Genomic DNA, 17,849 nt, shown 5'->3' on the forward strand with positions numbered 1-17,849 from the left:
GGTGGGGGCCGCCTCGCCGCCCGCGAGGGGCGGGTGAAACCCCAGACGACTTCCCGGCCGCGCCCCGCGAGGGTGCTGCCGCCCGCACCGAAGAATCCCGGATTTCCGCGCCGGAGCGGCCGAGAACCGCGGTGCTACCGTCACGTCCCTGACGACGGCGAGGCCGTCTCCGACCCTGAGGGAGAACAATGACGCAGGAAGCCGCCGCGCCCGAGAAGCGCGGCCTGTCCAGAAGGACCAAGGCGGTGATCGGCCTCGGCGCCGTCGTCGCGATCGCGGCCGGAGTCACCGCCGCCGCCTTCACCGATTTCGCGAACCTCAACCTCGGGGCGAACGGGATCGGCGCCGACCAGTACAACATCCAGGTGGTCGACACCGACCCCGTCACCGGCGCGCAGATCCCGGGGTCGTGGCAGGAGGCGAACACCCCGGCGGGCGCCCCGATCGAGATCGTCGGAGCGAACACGATCTTCCCGGGCAGCGCGCCGATCTCGGTCGACATCCCCGTCCGGAACGCGTCCGCCACGCTGAACTCGACGCTGACGCTGGGGCTCGCGCAGCTCCCGGACAGCGGAGCGGACGTCACCGACCCGAACTATCTGTCCAGCCTGCGGTTCGACGTCTCGATGCCGGCCACGTCGCTCGGCGCCGCGCCGATCAGCGTCACCGACCAGACCTACGCGCAGCTCAGCTCGCTGACGCTCAACGAGCTCGCGGCCGGCGAGGTGTCCGACGTGACGATCTCGGTGCGGCTGCTCACGCAGGCGGAGTCCGGGGCCTCGTTCACCGACAACAGCCTGAACGGCTCGAAGGCGTTCATCCAGGCGCAGTTCAACGGTACGTCGATCTGATCCGATGAGCTCGAGCCCCTTGCGCACGCGCCCACGGTGGCGTCGGCCCGCACTGTCCGCCGCGGGAGTCTGCGTCGCTTCGGCGATCGCCTTCACCGCCGCCAGCACAGTGAACTGGTCCGACGTCGTCGTGGCGCTGGACGGCAGCGAGAACACCTTCGACCTGCAGGTCGCGGGCAGCGATGTGCCCGGCTGGCAGCCAGCCCCCGCCGAATGGCAGCAGGGCCGTCCCGACCCGGTCGTCGTCGCGCTACCGGCCACGGTCCTGGAGCCGGGCACCTCCGTCCAGGCCCGCGTCGCCGTGCGCAACAACAGCCCGAGACTGGCCGGATCGATCAGCGTCCACCTGATCGATCCGGCCGCCCCGAACCCCCTGTTCCCCGAGCTGCGCTTCACCATCTCCGAAGGAGGCCACGTGTACGCGGCCGCAGTACCGCCCACCGGCGCGGCGGACATTCCGCTCACCGGATCCACCGCCCCCGGCGCGGACCGGGTGCTGGACGTCGAGGTCGCCCTGCCGGCCGGCGTGCCGGCGTCGGTGAACGGAACGACGACCCCGATCCAGCTCATGTTCACGGGGGTGAGCCTGTGAGCGCGCGCCGGGCCAACCGCTCGGGAAGCAACGCCCGGCGCGGCGCGCTGGCCGCGACCGGCCTGCTCGGCCTCAGCGTCGTCCTCGGCGTCTCCGCCGTCGGCACCACCTCCGCCGCGTTCACCGACCGGTCGGCGCCGGGGCTCGGGACGGACGGCGCCGTCGGCGGCAGCTACAACATCGCCTTCCTCGACGCGGGAGGAGCGGTCCAGGAGGGCGATCCCACCCCCTTCGCGCTCGACAGCTCCGGGAGCGGCGCGATCACCTTCGACGCCCCGGCGAAGGTCGACATGCAGGTCGTCACCACGACCCCGGCGACCGGCCCCGTGCGGGTCACGCTGTACAACGCGTTCCCGGGCACGCGGCCGAGCGACCCGGGGAGCACCGGGCCCGGCGCCGACCCGTACGACTACGCGCTCTACACGATCACGGTGGACGGGAACGCCGTCGTGAGCGGGTCCACCGCGGTCGCCATCGATGCCTCTCCACCGGTCATCACCGGCTGGACGCCGTCGGCGCCGAAGACCATCGAGGTGCAGGTCACCCTGCCGCACGCGCTCGGCAACCCCTATGTCTTCAACCGCACCCTCGTGCTCGGCGTCCGGTTCGACGGGAGCACGTCGTGATAAGGCCCATCATCATCGCCGCTGTCCTGCTGCTCGCGCTCGCCGGAGTCCAACCGGCCGCCGCCGCCGGGCCGGCCCAGCTCGTCACTCTGCAGATGCCGGGGCCCGGCCACCAGACGACGTGGTCGGCCACCGTGCAGAACCCGGCGTCCTCCGCCTCGACGGTCTACCTCGACGTGCTGGACGTCTCCGGCGCCGCGGCGACGATCGACGACGCGCTCCAGGTGAGCGTGCGGGTCGACGGAGCCACCGTCATCCCGCAGACTCCGCTGCGCCGGCTGATCGGCGGCGCCCCGGTGCGGCTCGGCGCCGTCGCCGGCGGCGGCGCGAAGGCGGTGTCCGGCGACGTGGTCCTCTCGGCGGCAGCCGGGAACGAGTACCAGGGCCGGAGCGCCCAGCTCACCATCCGGCTCAGCTCGCTGGCGTCCGAACCGGCGCCGCCACCGCTCGCCGACACCGGGCTGACGGTGATCGGCGTCGGCGTCCCCCTCGCGCTCATCGGCGCGGGCGTCCTGCTCCGTCTCCGACGACGAAAGCCGAGTGAACAGCTATGAACAGACGCGTACTGAAGCGGACCGGCCGGCGCGTAGGCGCGGCGCTCGCCCTCGTGGCCGTCGCCGTCGTACCGCTGGCGGCGGTGCCGGCCACCACCGCCGCCTACACGGACACGGCCCGGGCGGAGACCTCCCCGACCCAGACGCCGCTGCTTACGCGGTCGACGCGGCTGGTCCCGACGGACACCTACCTGGCCAACACCGCGACCGCGCTGCAGGACGACGGGACGTTGTGGGTCTGGGGCTTCCGTGGCAACGGGCTGGCCGGAAACGGCACGCCGACGGTCCCGTCGAACGCGCCGCCGACGCCGGTCATCCTCCCCAACGACGGATACACCGGCCCGAACCACCGCTACATCGCGAAGGTCGCCGGCACGAGCCTCGACAACTACTACCCCACCGACATCAACTACACCGGGCTGGCGGCGCTGTCCGACGACGGACGGGTCTACACCTGGGGCGGCAGCAGCTCGAACAACGTGATGGGACGACCGAGCACGCCGATCCCGTATACGCAGCCGGGAGCGGTCTCGATCCCCGGAACGGTGGTCGACCTCCGCTCGTCGTCCGGCGTCTTCATGGCGCTGACCGGCACCGGCGACCTCTACACCTGGGGCTACGCCCAGGCGCGCGGGATCACCGGCCAGGGCACACCGACCGCGTCGTCCCCGACGCCGTCGCTGATCATGTCCGGCGTGCACAGCATCGGCGCGGGGATGTGGAACGGCTGGGCCATCCGCGGGAACTTCGACGCCAACGACCAGACCACGGGCGTGTTCTGGTGGGGCTGGGCGAACGCTGGGTCGTCCTTCGCGTCCGACCCGTCCGGTGACAATCTCGGCACGAACCGGAACGCCCCGTTCCGGTCGACGTTCCTGTCGCCGTTCGCGCAATCCGGGTGCGACAGCGTGGGCGTCGTCATGGGCTCGGCCGCCGACACGTGCACGATCACCTCGCTCACCGGCCACTACTACGGCAACCAGCTCGTCTTCGACGGCGGCCACCTGGTGACCTGGGGCGACGCGACCAACTACGGCACCGGCCGCGCCTACGTCTCCGGCGTCGTCAGCGCCACGCCGATCGCGCTGACGCTGCCGAACGACGATCCTGTGAAGGCCGTCGCGCCCAGCCAGGACTACGTCGAAGTGCTCGGCGAGTCCGGCCAGGTCTATGTCTACGGCCGCTACTCGTTCGGCCGGGGGCCGGACCCCGCCCTCGGTACGCCGTCGACGACGAACCAGATCACTCCCGTCCAGCTCGCCCCGCTCGGCAGCAGCGTGACCGCCGTCGGCGCGTTCGGCTACTCCGGGACCGCGCTCAACGCGGACGGCTCGTTCGTGAACTGGGGCGGCAGCACAGGGGGCGGCAACAACAACACGTACTCCTCGATCATCAACGCGTGGGCGGGCAACACCGTCCCGACGAATGCGGTCCAGGGCCTGACGACGATGATTCCGCCGGGGTCGTGATGAAGCACCGGAAGACACCAAGCAGGCGGATCGCCCTCGCCACCGTCGCCGGCGGCACGATCGTGCTCGCGGCCGCGCTCTTCACGGTCGGCCAGACCGTGAGCGCGTTCACCGACCGGGCCGGACTGAACGTCGGGCCGCACGGCGTCGGGGGCGCGACCTTCGACATCGTCTCCGTCCTCCCGGATGGGAACATCGCCCAAGCGCAGCCCGGGCAGGGCGTCGCGGTCCCCATCGCCGGCGACGACAGCTTCGTGCCCGGCCGCTCGGTGACGGTCGAGCTCGGCGTCGCCAACAACTCCCCGCAGCTCGCCGCCGCCCTGACCGTGGCGGTCAAACCGTCGGACGCGGCCGGCACCGGCCAGGTCGGCGCCAGCCCCAACATCACGCCGTTCCTGCGCGTCACCGTCGTCGACACGACGACCGGGTCCCTCCTGGTCGGCGGCAGCGCGACGGACCCCAGCCAGGGCGCCACGGTCGCGTCGGCGACCGGTGTGATCGGGCGCCTGGCGGCTCGCGGGGCGCCGGCGCTCTCGGACGGCGCCGCCTGGGTGGCCGGCAGCGCCGGCAGCCGGCACGACCTCAGCATCACCCTGTTCTACGTGGACACCCCGGAGACCGCCGCCTACAACGGTGGCCGGAGCGCATTGGAGGTGGAGTTCGATGGCAGCTCGACGCCGTGAGAGACCGCGCCGTTCGGCGTGGCAGTGGCTCGGCTCGGCCCTGCTCACGTTCTCGGCGGCGCTCGGGGTGGTCGCGATCGTGACCGTCGCCGTCTGCGCCGTGTTCGGCCTGCGCCCCGTCGTTGTGATCTCCGGCTCGATGGAGCCAAAACTCCCGGTCGGGTCGCTGATCTTCTACCGCGCCATGCCCGCGTCGGAGGCGGTGAAGGGAGACATCGTCACGGTCCCCCGTCAGGACGGCGGCACCGGCCTGATCACCCACCGGGTCACAGAAGCCACCACGAAGGGCAGCGTGACGACGCTGCGCCTGAAGGGTGACGCCAACGCGACGGAGGACCCGCTGCCGTACGTGGTCTCCTCCGTGGGCAGCTTCGTCGGGGTCATCCCTGTCGCCGGCACCATCGCGCTCGCCGCCCGCACGCCGCTCGGAATCGCGGCGGTGGCGACCTACGTGGCGGCGCTCGTCGCGGTGATCGTGTTCGCGCGGCGCCGGCCGAAGGCCGCCTCGCGGCACGCGGGCGCCCGCCGGGAGGCGCCACCGGTCGCGGCGGAGTGAGCATCGGCGGAGCCGATCCGGAGAGCGCACCGGCCATCCACCTCGCACGGATCCGCGCGGGAAGGCTTGGCACCACCGCCCCGGGACGGCCTACGATAGCCGTGTCGTACACACGGCCGAAGTGCGTCGGGCCCGAACCGTGCTCAGTTCACCTGTCGCCTTCAGCCGCGCGGGGAAGTGGGTGACCGACATGGTGCTGGAGCTGGCCGAGCGGTTCACGGTGGATGGCAGGAGCTACAGCCTCTACGAGGGCGACCGCTGGCTGCTGTTCCGGGAGCGCACCGGGTCGGCTGAATGCGTCGGCACCATCACGAAGTCCGGCCTCGGGTTCATCGTCAACGCGTGGACGAAACGCGAGCCGATGGTCATCGTGCTGCTGCTCGAGGAGGCCGTCCTGCACCTGGTCGAGGTCGACGCGCCGGCCAGGGCGGTCTCCGAACAAGCGCCCCTGCCTCCCCCAACGGAGGTCGAGGCCGCCGACGCGACCCGGACCCGCGCCTGAGGCGGGACGGCGATCGCGTCGGCCGAGGCCCGCGTCGCACCGGGGGGATGTGCGGCGTGGGTCTCCCGTCAGCCCGGACCGCCAAACGCTGCGCGCGGACGCGTCGGCCGCTACGCTGGCGATCAGTCGACACCCGGGGGGACGATGTCACAACGGCTCACGGCGGCGGCGCTCGCCGGCGCACTCCTGCTCGCGGTGTCAGGAACGGTGTCAGGATGTGCGCAGGCCGCTCACACGCCGCTGCTGGTGCACACGGCCGGCCATCCCCCGACGCCGTCCGCCGCCGCATCGTTCGCGGCGACCCCCACGCCCACCCCGGTCACGACGGCCGCCGCGTGCGTCGGCTGGGGCTTCTGGGAGCGCGACTACTACAGCGAGGCTCAGCAGCCGGTCGATTGCGGCCCGATCCAGTACGCCACCGGAACAGTCGAAGTGAACAGCAAGGGAGTGCCGGTGGCGTACGTGGTCGCACCCGGCGACATCTGGGAGTTCATCGCCAAGCGGTTCGATGTGGGCACGGCATACCTGACCGCGATCAACGCTGTCCGCCGCGACGATGTGACAGCGGTCTACGTCGGCGACACCATCAACCTCGACCCCGCGACGATCACGAGCGTCGGCAACCAGAACGGCGTCGTCTATCACCACCTGGACCGGCTCCCGGATCCGCACGTGCCGCAACGATGAGTCACGCGTACAGCCAGCGGTCCGCTCGCGAGGACGAGTCCTCGCTCGGAGCGCACCTGACCGGGGACGGACGCCCGAGCCCAAAAAAGAACCCCGGTGGTTCGCGGATACCGCGCCCTACCGGGGTTTTCGGTGGATCTGAGGGGACTCGAACCCCTGACCCCCTGCATGCCATGCAGGTGCGCTACCAGCTGCGCCACAGACCCGTATTGAATTTATTCCGCGTTCACCGGGCTCCCCCGGGCAACTCATTCAGCGTACTACACGCGGGCGGCGCAACGTAAATCGGCCGCGCAGCCCGGGCGTGTGCGCCCGGTCGCTACTCCGCGGTGTGGACGGGCAGCTCGAGCGGGAGGACCGGGCAGTCCTTCCAGAGGCGTTCGAGGGCGTAGTACATGCGGTCCTCCTCGTGGAAGACGTGCACCACCAGGTCGCCGAAGTCGAGGAGGATCCAGCGGCCCTCCGCCTTGCCCTCGCGGCGGAGCGTGCGGACACCCGCGTCGTTCAGGCGGTCCTCCACCTCCGAGGCGATCGCGATCACGTTGCGCTCGACCGAGCCGGACACCAGGAGGAACGCGTCCGTCAGGGGCAGGGGACCGGAGACGTCGAGCGCCACCAGGTCGATGCCGCCCTTCGAGTCGGCGGCGGCTGCCGCGAGCTGGAGGATTTCCCGGGCGTGCGGGGATGCGGTCACAGAGAGTCCTTCGGAAGAGAGCGGGTCGAGAAGAGGGGCGCGCGGGTCATCAGAACACGTGCAGCACGTACGCCGCGATCAGCAGGCCGATCACGCCGACGGCGAGCACGCCCGCGGTCACCATGAGCACCACCGGCAGCGCGTTGCCGCGCTTCTTCGGCGGGGCGATCACGCCGCGCGTCGACGTGTGCGTACTGATCGCGCGGGATGCGCGCACCGGCGCGACCTCGGAGGTGTTGAACTCGTTCTCCTCGCTGTCCAGCAGCCGGTCGATGTCGGAGGAGTCGATGCGGTCGTGGGCCCCGGTCGCCCCGAGCGTGCGCGGGAGGTCGATCGAGCCGGTGACCAGGATCTCGCCGGTGCTCGTCAGCGGCCCGGTCGCGTCCACCTGCGGCAGCGACGGGAGGATGAGCGCGTTCGTGGTGGTCGCCGCCGTCGAGTGGCCCACGTTGCGGGAGGTGATCGGCTCGGAGCCGTCCTCCAACTCTGCCGCGGTCGACCAGTGACCGGTGGGCGGCGTGAATGGGCGGCGCTCCTGGCCAGAGGTGTCCTCCTCGCCCTCGGCAGCGGCGGGCGCAGCGGCCGGCGCCGGAGTGGCGGGAGCCGGCGCGCCGAACGCCGTGAAGACGGAGGTCGGCGAGGAGGTCACCCCGGTGTCGGCCTGCGGCGCCGCGGCGACAGGAGCGGGCGCCCCCTCGTCGGTGAAGGCGACGGGGACGATCGGCTCGGCGATGGCCGGCGAGTGGTTCGCCTGCTGGTTCGCCGCCTGCGCCTGCAGCATCGCCCGCAGCTCGCGACGGGTGAGCGTGCGCTCGCCGGTCGGGTCGGAGTCCTCGTCCGGCGCGGCGGACGAAGCGGGCGTGGTGGTCTGCGGGGAGGTCGCGCGGACGGGGGCCGACGCGGCGCCAGGCAGCACGGACATCGGCTGCGTCACCGGCTCCGGCTTGGACGTGTCCGGCGCCTGGCGGAACAGGTCGAACGACGTGGCGTCGGCACTGGAGTCGGCGGCCGGGCGCTTCGGAGCACTGAACAGGAGGTTGTCGAAGCTTCCACCCGAGGAGACGCCGGGCTCGGCGAACGCGGATGCGGGGATGGCGGGAGCCTGCTCCTCGTCCGAGGGACGGGCGCTCGGGGCGCCGGGCGTCGACGACGTCTTGGGGATCTCCCCCGCCGGGGTCGACTCGGAGGTGCCCGCCCGGCGCGCCGCTTGACGGGCCGCCGTACGCTCACTCTCTCTGGCCTGTCGCCGTGTCTGCGGCGGCTGGCTCGCTTCCGCTGGCTGTTCAGGCCATGACGTCATTCCACGCTCCGATACAAGTGATGTTTGGAGATGTACTGGACCACCCCGTCGGGGACGAGGTACCAGACGGGGAATCCCCTGCTCACCCGGCTCCGGCAGTCGGTGGACGAGATCGCCAGGGCCGGAACTTCCAACAAGCTTACGTCCTGTTTCGGCAATCCAGAAATATTGAGGTCGTGTCCCGGGCGACTCACAGCAACGAAGTGCGCGAGCTTCCAGAGCTCGTCGATGTCGCGCCAGCTCAGGATCTGCGCGATGGCGTCGGCGCCGGTGATGAAGAAGAGTTCCGCGTCCGGTCGCTCCTCGCGCAGGTCGCGGAGGGTGTCGATCGTGTACGTGGGCCCGACGCGGTCGACGTCGACCCGGCTGACCGTGAACCGCGGATTGGAGGCCGTGGCGATCACCGTCATCAGATAGCGGTGCTCGGCGGACGTCACCTCGCCCTTCTGCCACGGCCGGCCGGTGGGCACGAAGACGACCTCGTCCAGGTCGAACGACTGCGCGACCTCGCTCGCGGCGACCAGGTGGCCGTGATGGATCGGGTCGAACGTGCCGCCCATCACGCCGATGCGTGGACGGCTCTTCTCGGTGAGCTGCATGTGCCGGGGCGGCTCGGCGGGAGCCTCAGTGCCCCTGGGTCGGGTGGCCGGTGCCGTGGTGGGTGGCGCCCGGGGCGCCGGCGTGCGACGCGGCGTCGGCGGCCGAGCGGTGGCTGTGGCGGTTGGCCACGTCGCGGAAGCTGAACATGACACCGAGCAGGCAGAGGAAGGTGACGATCGCGATCGTGCCGTACGCCCAGGTGGGCATGGGCAGCTCGACGTGGGTCTCCGCCGCGGCCGCGGCGATGATGGTCGTCAACTGGGACATCGGTGGTGTTCCTTTCGGGGCGTTGCGGCGCGAGGCCGTTCCTCAGTCTAGCGGTCGCTCACCGGCGGATCTGGCCGGACCCGCGGACGATCCACTTGGTGCTGGTCAGCTCGGGCAGCCCCATCGGACCGCGGGCGTGCAGCTTCTGCGTCGAGATCCCGACCTCCGCGCCGAAGCCGAACTCCCCGCCGTCGGTGAAGCGGGTAGAGGCGTTGACCATGACGACGGCCGAGTCCACCTCAGCGAGGAAGCGCTCGGCGTTGCCGAGGTCGTTGGTGACGATCGCCTCGGTGTGCTGCGTGGAGTAGCGGCGGATGTGCGCGATCGCCGCGTCCAGGTCGTCGACGACCCGCACCGAGATGTCGAGGCTCATGTGCTCGGTCGCGTAGTCCTCGTCGGTGACGGGAACCCCGCCCGGCGCGTACGGCAGGGCGGTCTCGTCGGCGTGGATCGTGACGCCGGCCTCCGCGAGCGACGCGAGCACGGCGGGCAGCAGGCGCTCCGCGGCGTTCCGGTGCACGAGCAGGGTCTCGACGGCGTTGCAGACGCTGGGGCGCTGGACCTTGGCGTTGCGAACGATGTCGACCGCCCAGTCCTCGCGCGCGCTCTCATCCAGCACGATGTGGACGACGCCGGCGCCGGTCTCGATCACCGGGACGCTCGACTGCGTGACGACGGCCTGGATGAGGTCGGCGCTCCCCCGCGGGATCAGCACGTCGACCAGGCCGCGGGCGCGCATCAGCTCGTTCGCCCCGTCGCGGCCGAACTCGTCGATGGTCTGCGCGGCGTCGGCCGGGAGCCCGGCGCTCGCGAGGGCGTCGCGGACGACCTCCACCAGAACGGCGTTGGTGTTGAGGGCCGCGGTGCCGCCGCGCAGGACGACCGCGTTGCCGCTCTTGATGGCGAGCGACGCGATGTCGATGGTGACGTTCGGGCGCGCCTCGTAGATCGCACCGACGACGCCGAACGGCACCCGGGTCTCGGCGATCTTCACGCCGTTCGGGAGGTCGCTGCCGCGCACCACCTGACCGACCGGGTCGGTGAGGCCGACGACCTCCAGCACCGCGTCCGCGAGTCTCTCCAGCCGGGACGGGGTCAGGGTCAGCCGGTCGAGCAGGCCCGCGGAGAGCCCGTTCTCACGCCCGTTGGCGAGGTCGAGCTCGTTGGCGGCGAGGATGCTCCGCTCCGCCGCGAGCACGCCCTCCGCGATCGCGCGCAGCGCGGCGTTCTTCTGCTCGGTCGTCGCGGTCGCCAGCGGCAGCGACGCGGCCTTCGCGGCGGCGAGACGATCGGCCAGGCTCCGATCGGCAGACGAGGTGGGGGCGGCGACGGTCGAGGACATGCGTCAAGTCTAAGCCGTTGCGGCCTGCGCGGCCTCGGCGTCGTCCGCGCTCGGGGACGGGGCGAACCACGTCCCGACGGCCTCGCCGCGCAGCGCCTCGGCGACGAGCGTCGTCGCGGTGAGGATGACGGCGGTCCCGCGCTCAGCGGCCTGGCGGGCGGCCGACACCTTGGTCAGCGCTCCCCCGGTGCCGACGCCGGACAGCCCGGTCGAGCCGATCTCCACGCCGGCGAGCTCATCGCCCCAGCCGACGTACCCGATGCGCTCGGCGCCGGGCTCCTGCGGAGGCTTGGTGTAGAGCGCGTCGACGTCCGAAAGCAGCACGAGGAGGTCGGCCTCCACCAGCAGCGCCACCAGCGCGGCGAGCCGGTCGTTGTCACCGAACCGGATCTCGTGGGTGGCGACGGTGTCGTTCTCGTTGACGATGGGCAGGATGCGCAGGTCGAGCAGCCGCTCCATCGCGCGCTTGGCGTTGCTGCGGTGGGTCGGGTTCTCCAGGTCGCCCGCGGTCAGCAGCACCTGGCCGGCGACGATCTCGTAGCGGTCCAGGCTGTCCTGATAGCGGTAGATCAGCACGTTCTGGCCGACCGCGGCGGCGGCCTGCTGGGTGGCCAGGTCGGTGGGACGGCCGTCGAGCGCGAGATACGGGATGCCGGTGGCGATCGCGCCGGACGACACCAGGATGACCTGCGAGCCGCGGCCGTGAGCCTCGGCGAGGGCATCGACGAGCGGGCCGATCTGCCCCGCGTTCTCGCCGCTGATCGACGAGGAGCCGACCTTGACGACGATCCGCCGGGCGGTGGGGACCTGGGCGCGCTCGTCGATCGTCATTCCCTGCCCGTCTCCTCGCTCGACACGCCGGAGTCCTGGCCGTCGTAGTCGTCGTAGTCGTCGTCCTGCCAGAGGCCGGCCTCCTTCTCGCGGAGGAGCTCGGCGCGGGCCTCGGCCTTGCCGTCCATCCGGTCGAAGTAGTCCTCGCGGCGCTGCGCGCGGGTGGGACGCGCACTCTGGTCGATGCGCGCGTCCGTGCCGCGCGGCGCCGTGATCAGCTCGGCGGTGGAGGTCAGCGTGGGCTCCCAGTCGAACACCACGCCGTTGTCGCGGCCGATGACGACCGTCGAGCCCGCGACGGCGCCCGCGGTGAACAGGCGATCCTCGACGCCGAGCTTGGCGAGCCGGTCGGCGAGGTAGCCGACGGCCTCGTCGTTGGCGAAGTCGGTCTGGGCGACCCAGCGCTCGGGCTTCGCGCCCAGGATCCGGTAGACCGGGCCGTCCGAGCCGCCTTCTACCTTGACGGTGAAACCGGCGTCGTCCACGGCCTTGGGCCGGATGACGATGCGCGGCCGGATCTCCGCCTCGGCGGCCTCCGCCTTCCGTGCCTCCTCGACCAGCTCGGCCAGCGCGAACGACAGCGCGCGCAGGCCCTCGTGGCTGACCGTGGAGATCTCGAACACGCGGTAACCGCGCGCCTCCAGGTCGGGACGGACGAAGTCCGCCAGCTCGCGGGCGTCCGGGACATCGATCTTGTTGAGCGCGATGAGCTGCGGGCGCTCCAGCAGCGGGATCTGGCCGTCCGGAACGGGATAGGCCGCCAGCTCGCCGAGGATGACCTCCAGGTCGCTCAGCGGGTCGCGACCGGGCTCCAGCGTGGCGCAGTCGAGCACGTGCAGCAGCGCGGAGCAGCGTTCGACGTGGCGCAGGAACTCGAGGCCCAGCCCGCGTCCCTCGCTCGCGCCCTCGATGAGGCCGGGGACGTCGGCGACGGTGTAGCGGACATCGCCCGCCTGCACGACGCCGAGATTGGGGTGCAGCGTGGTGAACGGGTAGTCCGCGATCTTCGGCTTGGCCGCCGACAGGGCGGCGATCAGGCTCGACTTGCCGGCGGACGGGTAACCGACGAGCGCGACGTCGGCGACGGTCTTCAGCTCGAGGAGGACGTCGCCCTCCCAGCCGGGCGTGCCGAGCAGCGCGAACCCGGGTGCCTTGCGCTTCTGGGTGGCGAGGGCGGCGTTGCCGAGCCCGCCGAGACCACCGGCGGCCGCGACGAACCGCATGCCGGGCTCTGTCAGGTCGACGAGCTCCTCGCCGTCGGCCGACTTGACCACGGTGCCGACCGGGACTGGGAGTTCTAGCACTTCGCCGGTGTGGCCGCTCCGGTGGTCGCCCATCCCGAAGCCGCCGTTCTCGCTGGCGCGGTGCGGGTGGCGGTGGTAGCCGAGCAGCGTGGTGACCTGCGGGTCGGCGACGAGCACGATGTCACCGCCGTTGCCGCCGTTTCCGCCGTCGGGGCCGGCGAGCGGCTTGAACTTCTCGCGACGGACCGAGACACACCCGTTTCCGCCGTTGCCCGCGCGCAGATGCAGTGTCACGCGGTCCACGAACGTGGCCATCAGGGTGCTCCTCGGTTGTGTGTGAAACGACGGATGGGCGGGCCGAAGCCCGCCCATCCGTGAAGTGCAGTCGTGGGTGAGGCTCAGGCCTCGACGGCCACGATGTTGACGACCTTGCGGCCGCCCTTGGTGCCGAACTCGACAGAGCCCGCCGCGAGGGCGAACAACGTGTCGTCGCCACCGCGGCCGACGTTGGCGCCCGGGTGGAAGTGCGTGCCGCGCTGGCGGACCAGGATCTCGCCGGCGTTGACGGTCTGGCCGCCGAAGCGCTTCACGCCGAGGCGCTGCGCGTTCGAGTCACGACCGTTGCGAGTGGAGCTCGCGCCCTTTTTGTGTGCCATGTCTTCTTCTCCTCGAGAGGTTCTGTCGGCTACTTGATGCCGGTGATCTTGACGCGCGTGAGCTCCTGGCGGTGGCCCTGGCGCTTCTTGTAGCCGGTCTTGTTCTTGAACTTCTGGATGACGATCTTCGGGCCGCGCAGGTCGCCGAGGACCTCGGCGGTCACCTTCACCTTGGCGAGCGACTTCGCGTCGGAGGTGATCTTGTCACCGTCGACGAGCAGGACAGCGGCCAGCTCGACGTTGCCGTCCTTGTCGGCCTTGATGCGGTCCATCGTCACGATGGTGCCGACCTCGACCTTCTCCTGCCGGCCACCGGCGCGCACAACTGCGTAAACCACTTTCACGTACCTTTTCGTCGGGGATCAGCTCCCGGCGACGCCGTGGACCTGTCCTGCTCTTGTTTGTTCAGGGAGTTACTGGTGAGCTCGCGCCCGCCGATGGCGGCGGGTGGCTCTCAGAAAACCGTGCGGGTGAACCGGCAACCGGCACACACCAACGGTCAACTTTACCCGACGCCGCACGACCCGTCAATTCAGCGAGGGAGCCTCGGGACCGACCGGCACCCTGGACGGGACCGGTTCCTACAATCATTGTATGACGGTCCTGATCGATCCCCCGGCATGGCCCGCCCACGGCATGTTGTGGTCGCATCTGGTCAGCGACGCGTCGCTGGACGAGTTGCACGCCTTCGCGGCCGCGGCGGACATCCCCGAGCGCGCGTTCGACCTCGACCACTACGACGTGCCGGAGCGCCGCTACGAGGATCTCGTCGCGGCGGGCGCGAGGGCGGTCAGCGGCAAGGAGCTGGTGAACCGGTTGATCGCCAGCGGCCTGCGCGTGCGGGCGCGCGACCGCGCGCGCCGCCACTGAGCGAGTCGATGACGGCGCACGGGACGAGGTTCAGTCCTCGCGCTGGTCGCCGGCGATCTGGTCGCCGGCGATCTGGCCGCCGGTGATGACGGCCGTGCTCGCGCGGCGGCCGCGGCTGCGGCCCTGACCGGGCGCCTTCGGCTGCGGGAGCGAGTCCAGCACGGAGTCGAGCAGCAGCTCGGTCTCGACGGCGGTCGCGACCGGAGCGTGGGTCACGGGAGTGGACGGCTCCGGCAGGTCGATCACCGGGAAGTCCAGGTGCGGGTGCTCCTCGGCGGCCGGAGCAGCCTCCGGCGCCGCGGCGGGCTCGGCCGGGGACTCCGCTGCCGGGCTCTCGGCCGGACGCTGCTCGTCGCGGGGGCCCTTGCCCTTGCGGCGGCGCTTCTTGGGCGCGGTGTCGGCGGCGGGCGTCTCGGGAGCCCGCGCGGCCTCTGCGGCGGGTGCGGCCTCCCCCTCGTGGTGCGGGTGGATGGTCGAGGCGGCGATCTGGGCGAGCGCGTTCTTGGCGTCGTCGGTGAGCGCGTGGGTGCCGTTGGTGTGCGGCACGCTCGACTGCTGCTGTCCGCCGCCGTTGCCCGCGTTCCCGCCGCGTCCGCGGCGGCGCTCGCTCTGCGGCTGCTGCTGCGGCTGACGGTGCTTCACGACCGGGTCGTGGTGCACGATCACGCCGCGGCCGGCGCAGACCTCGCAGGCCTCGCTGAAGGTCTCCAGCAGGCCCAGACCGAGCTTCTTGCGGGTCATCTGGACGAGACCGAGCGAGGTGACCTCCGCCACCTGGTGCTTGGTCCGGTCGCGGCTGAGGCATTCGATCAGGCGGCGCAGCACCAGGTCGCGGTTGGACTCCAGCACCATGTCGATGAAGTCCACGACGATGATGCCGCCGATGTCGCGCAGCCGGAGCTGGCGGACGATCTCCTCCGCGGCCTCCAGGTTGTTCTTGGTGACGGTCTCCTCGAGGTTGCCGCCGGAGCCGACGAATTTGCCGGTGTTGACGTCGACCACGGTCATGGCCTCGGTGCGGTCGATGACCAGTGAGCCGCCGGAGGGCAGCCAGACCTTGCGCTCCAGCGCCTTCTCGATCTGCTCGGTGATGCGGTACTCGTCGAACGCGTCGCGGTCGCCGGTGTAGGCCTCCACGCGGTCGATCAGGTCGGGCGCCACCTGGCGCAGGTAGCTCTCGATCGTCTGGCGCGCGTCGTCGCCGGCGATGACCAGCTTCTGGAAGTCCTCGTTGAAGACGTCGCGGATGATCTTGATCAGGAGGTCCGGCTCGCTGTGCAGGAGCGCGGGCGCCTGCTGGGTCTCGACCTGGCGGCTGATGTCCGCCCACTGCGCGGTGAGGCGGGTGACATCGAGGGTGAGCTGCTCCTCCGTGGCGCCCTCGGCGGCCGTGCGCACGATGACGCCGGCGTTCTCCGGGAGGACCTCCTTGAGGATCTTCTTGAGCCGTGAGCGCTCGGTGTCGGGCAGCTTGCGGCTGATCCCGTTCATGGAGCCGTTCGGCACGTAGACGAGGTAGCGGCCGGGCAGCGAGATCTGGCTGGTCAGGCGCGCGCCCTTGTGGCCGACCGGGTCCTTGGTGACCTGGACGAGCACGCGGTCGCCGGCCTTGAGGGCCAGCTCGATGCGGCGCGGCTGGTTGCCGGTCTCGACGGCGTCCCAATCGACCTCGCCGGAGTAGAGCACGGCGTTGCGGCCGCGGCCGATGTCGACGAAGGCGGCCTCCATGCTCGGCAGCACGTTCTGCACGCGGCCGAGGTAGACGTTGCCGATGAGCGACGCCTCCTGCGATCGGGCGACGTAGTGCTCGACCAGGACCTTGTCCTCGAGGACGCCGATCTGGATGCGGCCGCCCTTCGAGCGGACGACCATCTGCCGGTCGACGGACTCGCGGCGCGCCAGGAACTCCGCCTCGGTGATGACCGGGCGGCGGCGGCCGGCGTCGCGCCCGTCGCGGCGGCGCTGCTTCTTGGCCTCCAGGCGGGTGGAGCCCTTCACCTTCTGCGGCTCGGTGATCAGCTCCGGCTCACGCGGCGTGCGGACCCTGACGACGGTGTTCGCCGGGTCGTTCGCCTCGGGGCGGCCGTTCTCGCCCGCGCGGCGGCGCGAGCGCCGGCGCACGGTGCCGGACGGCTCCTCGTCCGGGAGCGGGGGCAGCGGAACGATGTCCGGGGCCTGGAACAGCAGCGTGGTCGGCGGGAGGCCGGGGATGACGGCGCCGGCCGCCTCCTGCTCGTCGCCGTGGCGCTCGGGCAGCGCGGGCGGCTCGTGGCCGTCCGCGGCGATCGTCGCGACGTCGACCACGGACTCCGCGGTCGCGGCGGTCTCGTCGGTGACGGCGACCGTCACGTCGGTCGCGGCGTCCGCGGCGCCCTCCTGGACGTCCGCCTGCTCCGCGACGACCTCCTGCTCGGCGATCTCGCGCTCGCCGGCGAACACCGGCGTCTCCGCGGTCCCGGCGGGACGGGTCACACGCCTGCTGCCGAAGATGCCCCGGCGCCTGCGCCCTCCCGTTCCCTGCTCGTTGCTGTTCGTGCTGTCGATATTCTCGTTTTCCACCATCGCTGGTGCACTCCTCGACCGGTGGCGGCAACCCGCTCGCCGGGTACTCTCCGTCGGAGGCGCCGCTCGGCGCCTGCCGTAATCCTGGCTCGGACTGCCGGTGCTCGTGGCACCTGCGTCCGGCTCTCCCTTGTCTTGTGCCGGCCTGCGCGGCCGGCTGTTCATTCGGGCGCACCTGGCGCCCTGAAGCCTTCTGTTCGTGTCGGCCGGCATCCTGCCGGGACGACTTATCCAATGATTATCGCATGTCGGGGGCCGAGGACGGGCGCGACCCGCGTTCACAGAAGGGGCGCGCCGCGTCGTGCCATAATCCGACTGTGCCTGCCTCGAAGACCGCGACCGCCGACCAGACGACCGATCCCGCTCCAACGGGGTACCGCCGCCCGACCGCCCTCGCGATCTTCCTGATCGTCGCAGGCGTCATCGGCTTCTGGGCCGCGTTCATGCTGACCGTCGACAAGTTCCACCTGCTCGCCGACGCGCACGCCCAGCTCTCCTGCAACTTCAGCGTCCTCGTGGGGTGCAGCAAGAACCTCAACTCGTGGCAGGGCTCGCTGCTCGGCTTCCCGAACCCGCTGCTCGGCCTCGCGGGCTGGACGGCGACCATCGCGGTCGGGGTCGGCCTGTTCGCCGCCGGGCGCTTCGCGCGCTGGTACTGGATCGCGTTCAACGTCGGCGTCGTGCTCGCCCTGGTGCTGGTGATCTTCCTCATCACCCAGTCGCTGACCGTGCTGAACGTGCTCTGCCCCTGGTGCATGGTCACCTGGACCGTCACCATCCCGACGTTCTGGGCGGTGACGCTCTACAACCTCAAGGAGGGGCACATCCCTGTGCCCGAGCGCGCGCGCCGGTTCTTCGGCACGCTCTACGGCTGGGTGCCGCTGATCACGATCGTCAGCTACGCGATCGTCGCCGTCCTGGCGCAGATCCAGCTGGACTGGATCCACCGCGCGTTCGTCTGAA

At 71.2% G+C, this 17,849-nt stretch carries 21 protein-coding genes and 1 tRNA gene; 11 read left to right on the plus strand and 11 right to left on the minus strand.

Annotated features, from left to right (window positions below):
* Positions 1 to 188 precede the first annotated feature (188 nt).
* From AC1ROW_RS02730 to AC1ROW_RS02770, 9 genes are all read left to right on the plus strand, one after another.
* Entirely contained in the window at positions 189 to 851 is a 663-nt protein-coding gene (locus AC1ROW_RS02730; protein WP_493017327.1) for a hypothetical protein, read from the plus strand.
* Between the two features lie 4 nt (positions 852 to 855).
* Positions 856 to 1,443: a hypothetical protein gene (locus AC1ROW_RS02735; RefSeq protein WP_493017328.1), complete on the plus strand. Its 588-nt coding sequence runs from the start codon at positions 856 to 858 to the stop codon at positions 1,441 to 1,443.
* Positions 1,440 to 2,069, plus strand: coding sequence for a hypothetical protein (locus tag AC1ROW_RS02740; RefSeq protein ID WP_493017329.1), 630 nt, complete (start codon positions 1,440 to 1,442; stop codon positions 2,067 to 2,069). Before AC1ROW_RS02735 ends, AC1ROW_RS02740 begins: the two co-directional genes overlap by 4 nt.
* Positions 2,066 to 2,623 carry a hypothetical protein gene (locus tag AC1ROW_RS02745; protein ID WP_493017330.1) on the plus strand — a complete coding sequence of 186 codons (558 nt, stop codon included), beginning with the start codon at positions 2,066 to 2,068 and terminating at the stop codon, positions 2,621 to 2,623. Before AC1ROW_RS02740 ends, AC1ROW_RS02745 begins: the two co-directional genes overlap by 4 nt.
* Positions 2,620 to 4,092, plus strand: coding sequence for an RCC1 domain-containing protein (locus AC1ROW_RS02750; protein WP_493017331.1), 1,473 nt, complete (start codon positions 2,620 to 2,622; stop codon positions 4,090 to 4,092). Before AC1ROW_RS02745 ends, AC1ROW_RS02750 begins: the two co-directional genes overlap by 4 nt.
* The gene (locus tag AC1ROW_RS02755) at positions 4,092 to 4,775 is read left to right on the plus strand and encodes a hypothetical protein (RefSeq protein WP_493017332.1); all 684 of its coding nucleotides are present in this window, start codon (positions 4,092 to 4,094) and stop codon (positions 4,773 to 4,775) included. Before AC1ROW_RS02750 ends, AC1ROW_RS02755 begins: the two co-directional genes overlap by 1 nt.
* Positions 4,756 to 5,331 (plus strand): signal peptidase I, encoded by a 576-nt coding sequence (locus AC1ROW_RS02760; protein WP_493017333.1) that lies wholly within the window; start codon positions 4,756 to 4,758, stop codon positions 5,329 to 5,331. The genes AC1ROW_RS02755 and AC1ROW_RS02760 overlap by 20 nt, the downstream gene beginning before the upstream one ends.
* Before the next feature lie 181 nt (positions 5,332 to 5,512).
* Positions 5,513 to 5,833, plus strand: a complete 321-nt coding sequence (locus AC1ROW_RS02765; protein WP_493017334.1) for a hypothetical protein — start codon at positions 5,513 to 5,515, stop codon at positions 5,831 to 5,833.
* Positions 5,834 to 5,977: 144 nt separating this feature from the next.
* Entirely contained in the window at positions 5,978 to 6,520 is a 543-nt protein-coding gene (locus AC1ROW_RS02770) for a LysM peptidoglycan-binding domain-containing protein (protein ID WP_493017335.1), read from the plus strand.
* A 133-nt stretch (positions 6,521 to 6,653) separates the two neighbouring features.
* On the opposite strand, the gene AC1ROW_RS02775 is transcribed toward AC1ROW_RS02770, so the two are convergent.
* The 10 genes from AC1ROW_RS02775 to rplU form a co-directional block, all read right to left on the minus strand.
* A tRNA-Ala gene (locus tag AC1ROW_RS02775) sits at positions 6,654 to 6,726 on the minus strand.
* Positions 6,727 to 6,839: 113 nt separating this feature from the next.
* Positions 6,840 to 7,214 carry a ribosome silencing factor gene (gene rsfS / locus AC1ROW_RS02780; protein ID WP_493017336.1) on the minus strand — a complete coding sequence of 125 codons (375 nt, stop codon included), beginning with the start codon at positions 7,212 to 7,214 and terminating at the stop codon, positions 6,840 to 6,842.
* A gap of 49 nt (positions 7,215 to 7,263) precedes the next feature.
* On the minus strand, positions 7,264 to 8,514 hold the full coding sequence (locus AC1ROW_RS02785; RefSeq protein ID WP_493017337.1) for a hypothetical protein: 1,251 nt from the start codon (positions 8,512 to 8,514) through the stop codon (positions 7,264 to 7,266).
* On the minus strand, positions 8,511 to 9,113 hold the full coding sequence (gene nadD, locus AC1ROW_RS02790; protein WP_493017338.1) for a nicotinate-nucleotide adenylyltransferase: 603 nt from the start codon (positions 9,111 to 9,113) through the stop codon (positions 8,511 to 8,513). The genes AC1ROW_RS02785 and nadD overlap by 4 nt, the downstream gene beginning before the upstream one ends.
* A gap of 25 nt (positions 9,114 to 9,138) precedes the next feature.
* The gene (locus AC1ROW_RS02795) at positions 9,139 to 9,381 is read right to left on the minus strand and encodes a hypothetical protein (protein WP_493017339.1); all 243 of its coding nucleotides are present in this window, start codon (positions 9,379 to 9,381) and stop codon (positions 9,139 to 9,141) included.
* Between the two features lie 58 nt (positions 9,382 to 9,439).
* Positions 9,440 to 10,723, minus strand: coding sequence for a glutamate-5-semialdehyde dehydrogenase (locus tag AC1ROW_RS02800; RefSeq protein ID WP_493017340.1), 1,284 nt, complete (start codon positions 10,721 to 10,723; stop codon positions 9,440 to 9,442).
* 9 nt (positions 10,724 to 10,732) lie between these two features.
* A complete protein-coding gene (proB, locus tag AC1ROW_RS02805) occupies positions 10,733 to 11,554 on the minus strand; it encodes a glutamate 5-kinase (protein WP_493017341.1) in 822 nt (273 codons plus the stop codon).
* Complete coding sequence (gene obgE / locus AC1ROW_RS02810; RefSeq protein ID WP_493017342.1) at positions 11,551 to 13,113, minus strand: GTPase ObgE; 1,563 nt, start codon at positions 13,111 to 13,113, stop codon at positions 11,551 to 11,553. Before obgE ends, proB begins: the two co-directional genes overlap by 4 nt.
* An 83-nt stretch (positions 13,114 to 13,196) precedes the next feature.
* Positions 13,197 to 13,454 (minus strand): 50S ribosomal protein L27, encoded by a 258-nt coding sequence (gene rpmA, locus AC1ROW_RS02815; protein ID WP_179606195.1) that lies wholly within the window; start codon positions 13,452 to 13,454, stop codon positions 13,197 to 13,199.
* A 29-nt stretch (positions 13,455 to 13,483) separates the two neighbouring features.
* Positions 13,484 to 13,792: a 50S ribosomal protein L21 gene (gene rplU / locus AC1ROW_RS02820; protein ID WP_055916382.1), complete on the minus strand. Its 309-nt coding sequence runs from the start codon at positions 13,790 to 13,792 to the stop codon at positions 13,484 to 13,486.
* A 256-nt stretch (positions 13,793 to 14,048) separates the two neighbouring features.
* On the opposite strand from rplU, the gene AC1ROW_RS02825 reads away from it, so the two are divergent.
* Positions 14,049 to 14,324, plus strand: a complete 276-nt coding sequence (locus AC1ROW_RS02825) for a DUF4031 domain-containing protein (RefSeq protein WP_493017343.1) — start codon at positions 14,049 to 14,051, stop codon at positions 14,322 to 14,324.
* A gap of 30 nt (positions 14,325 to 14,354) precedes the next feature.
* Here AC1ROW_RS02825 and AC1ROW_RS02830 read toward each other — a convergent pair whose 3' ends face one another.
* Positions 14,355 to 16,886: an Rne/Rng family ribonuclease gene (locus AC1ROW_RS02830; protein ID WP_493017344.1), complete on the minus strand. Its 2,532-nt coding sequence runs from the start codon at positions 16,884 to 16,886 to the stop codon at positions 14,355 to 14,357.
* Between the two features lie 317 nt (positions 16,887 to 17,203).
* Here AC1ROW_RS02830 and AC1ROW_RS02835 point away from each other — a divergent pair, with 317 nt between their 5' ends.
* Positions 17,204 to 17,848: a vitamin K epoxide reductase family protein gene (locus AC1ROW_RS02835; protein WP_493017345.1), complete on the plus strand. Its 645-nt coding sequence runs from the start codon at positions 17,204 to 17,206 to the stop codon at positions 17,846 to 17,848.
* The last annotated feature ends 1 nt before the right edge of the window (position 17,849 follow it).

The organism is Leifsonia sp. GW821-FHT13C09 (assembly GCF_058806435.1).

Bases quoted from the DNA above. Each gene is read 5' to 3' on its own strand.
- AC1ROW_RS02770 (WP_493017335.1), top strand. From the start codon at position 5,978: ATGTCACAACGGCTCACGGCGGCGGCGCTCGCCGGCGCACTCCTGCTC.
- AC1ROW_RS02755 (WP_493017332.1), top strand. From the start codon at position 4,092: ATGAAGCACCGGAAGACACCAAGCAGGCGGATCGCCCTCGCCACCGTC.
- AC1ROW_RS02795 (WP_493017339.1), bottom strand. From the start codon at position 9,381: ATGTCCCAGTTGACGACCATCATCGCCGCGGCCGCGGCGGAGACCCAC.
- rpmA (WP_179606195.1), bottom strand. From the start codon at position 13,454: ATGGCACACAAAAAGGGCGCGAGCTCCACTCGCAACGGTCGTGACTCG.
- AC1ROW_RS02800 (WP_493017340.1), bottom strand. From the start codon at position 10,723: ATGTCCTCGACCGTCGCCGCCCCCACCTCGTCTGCCGATCGGAGCCTG.
- AC1ROW_RS02750 (WP_493017331.1), top strand. From the start codon at position 2,620: ATGAACAGACGCGTACTGAAGCGGACCGGCCGGCGCGTAGGCGCGGCG.
- AC1ROW_RS02730 (WP_493017327.1), top strand. From the start codon at position 189: ATGACGCAGGAAGCCGCCGCGCCCGAGAAGCGCGGCCTGTCCAGAAGG.
- obgE (WP_493017342.1), bottom strand. From the start codon at position 13,113: ATGGCCACGTTCGTGGACCGCGTGACACTGCATCTGCGCGCGGGCAAC.
- AC1ROW_RS02760 (WP_493017333.1), top strand. From the start codon at position 4,756: ATGGCAGCTCGACGCCGTGAGAGACCGCGCCGTTCGGCGTGGCAGTGG.
- proB (WP_493017341.1), bottom strand. From the start codon at position 11,554: ATGACGATCGACGAGCGCGCCCAGGTCCCCACCGCCCGGCGGATCGTC.
- AC1ROW_RS02785 (WP_493017337.1), bottom strand. From the start codon at position 8,514: ATGACGTCATGGCCTGAACAGCCAGCGGAAGCGAGCCAGCCGCCGCAG.
- nadD (WP_493017338.1), bottom strand. From the start codon at position 9,113: ATGCAGCTCACCGAGAAGAGCCGTCCACGCATCGGCGTGATGGGCGGC.
- AC1ROW_RS02735 (WP_493017328.1), top strand. From the start codon at position 856: ATGAGCTCGAGCCCCTTGCGCACGCGCCCACGGTGGCGTCGGCCCGCA.
- AC1ROW_RS02830 (WP_493017344.1), bottom strand. From the start codon at position 16,886: ATGGTGGAAAACGAGAATATCGACAGCACGAACAGCAACGAGCAGGGA.
- AC1ROW_RS02825 (WP_493017343.1), top strand. From the start codon at position 14,049: ATGACGGTCCTGATCGATCCCCCGGCATGGCCCGCCCACGGCATGTTG.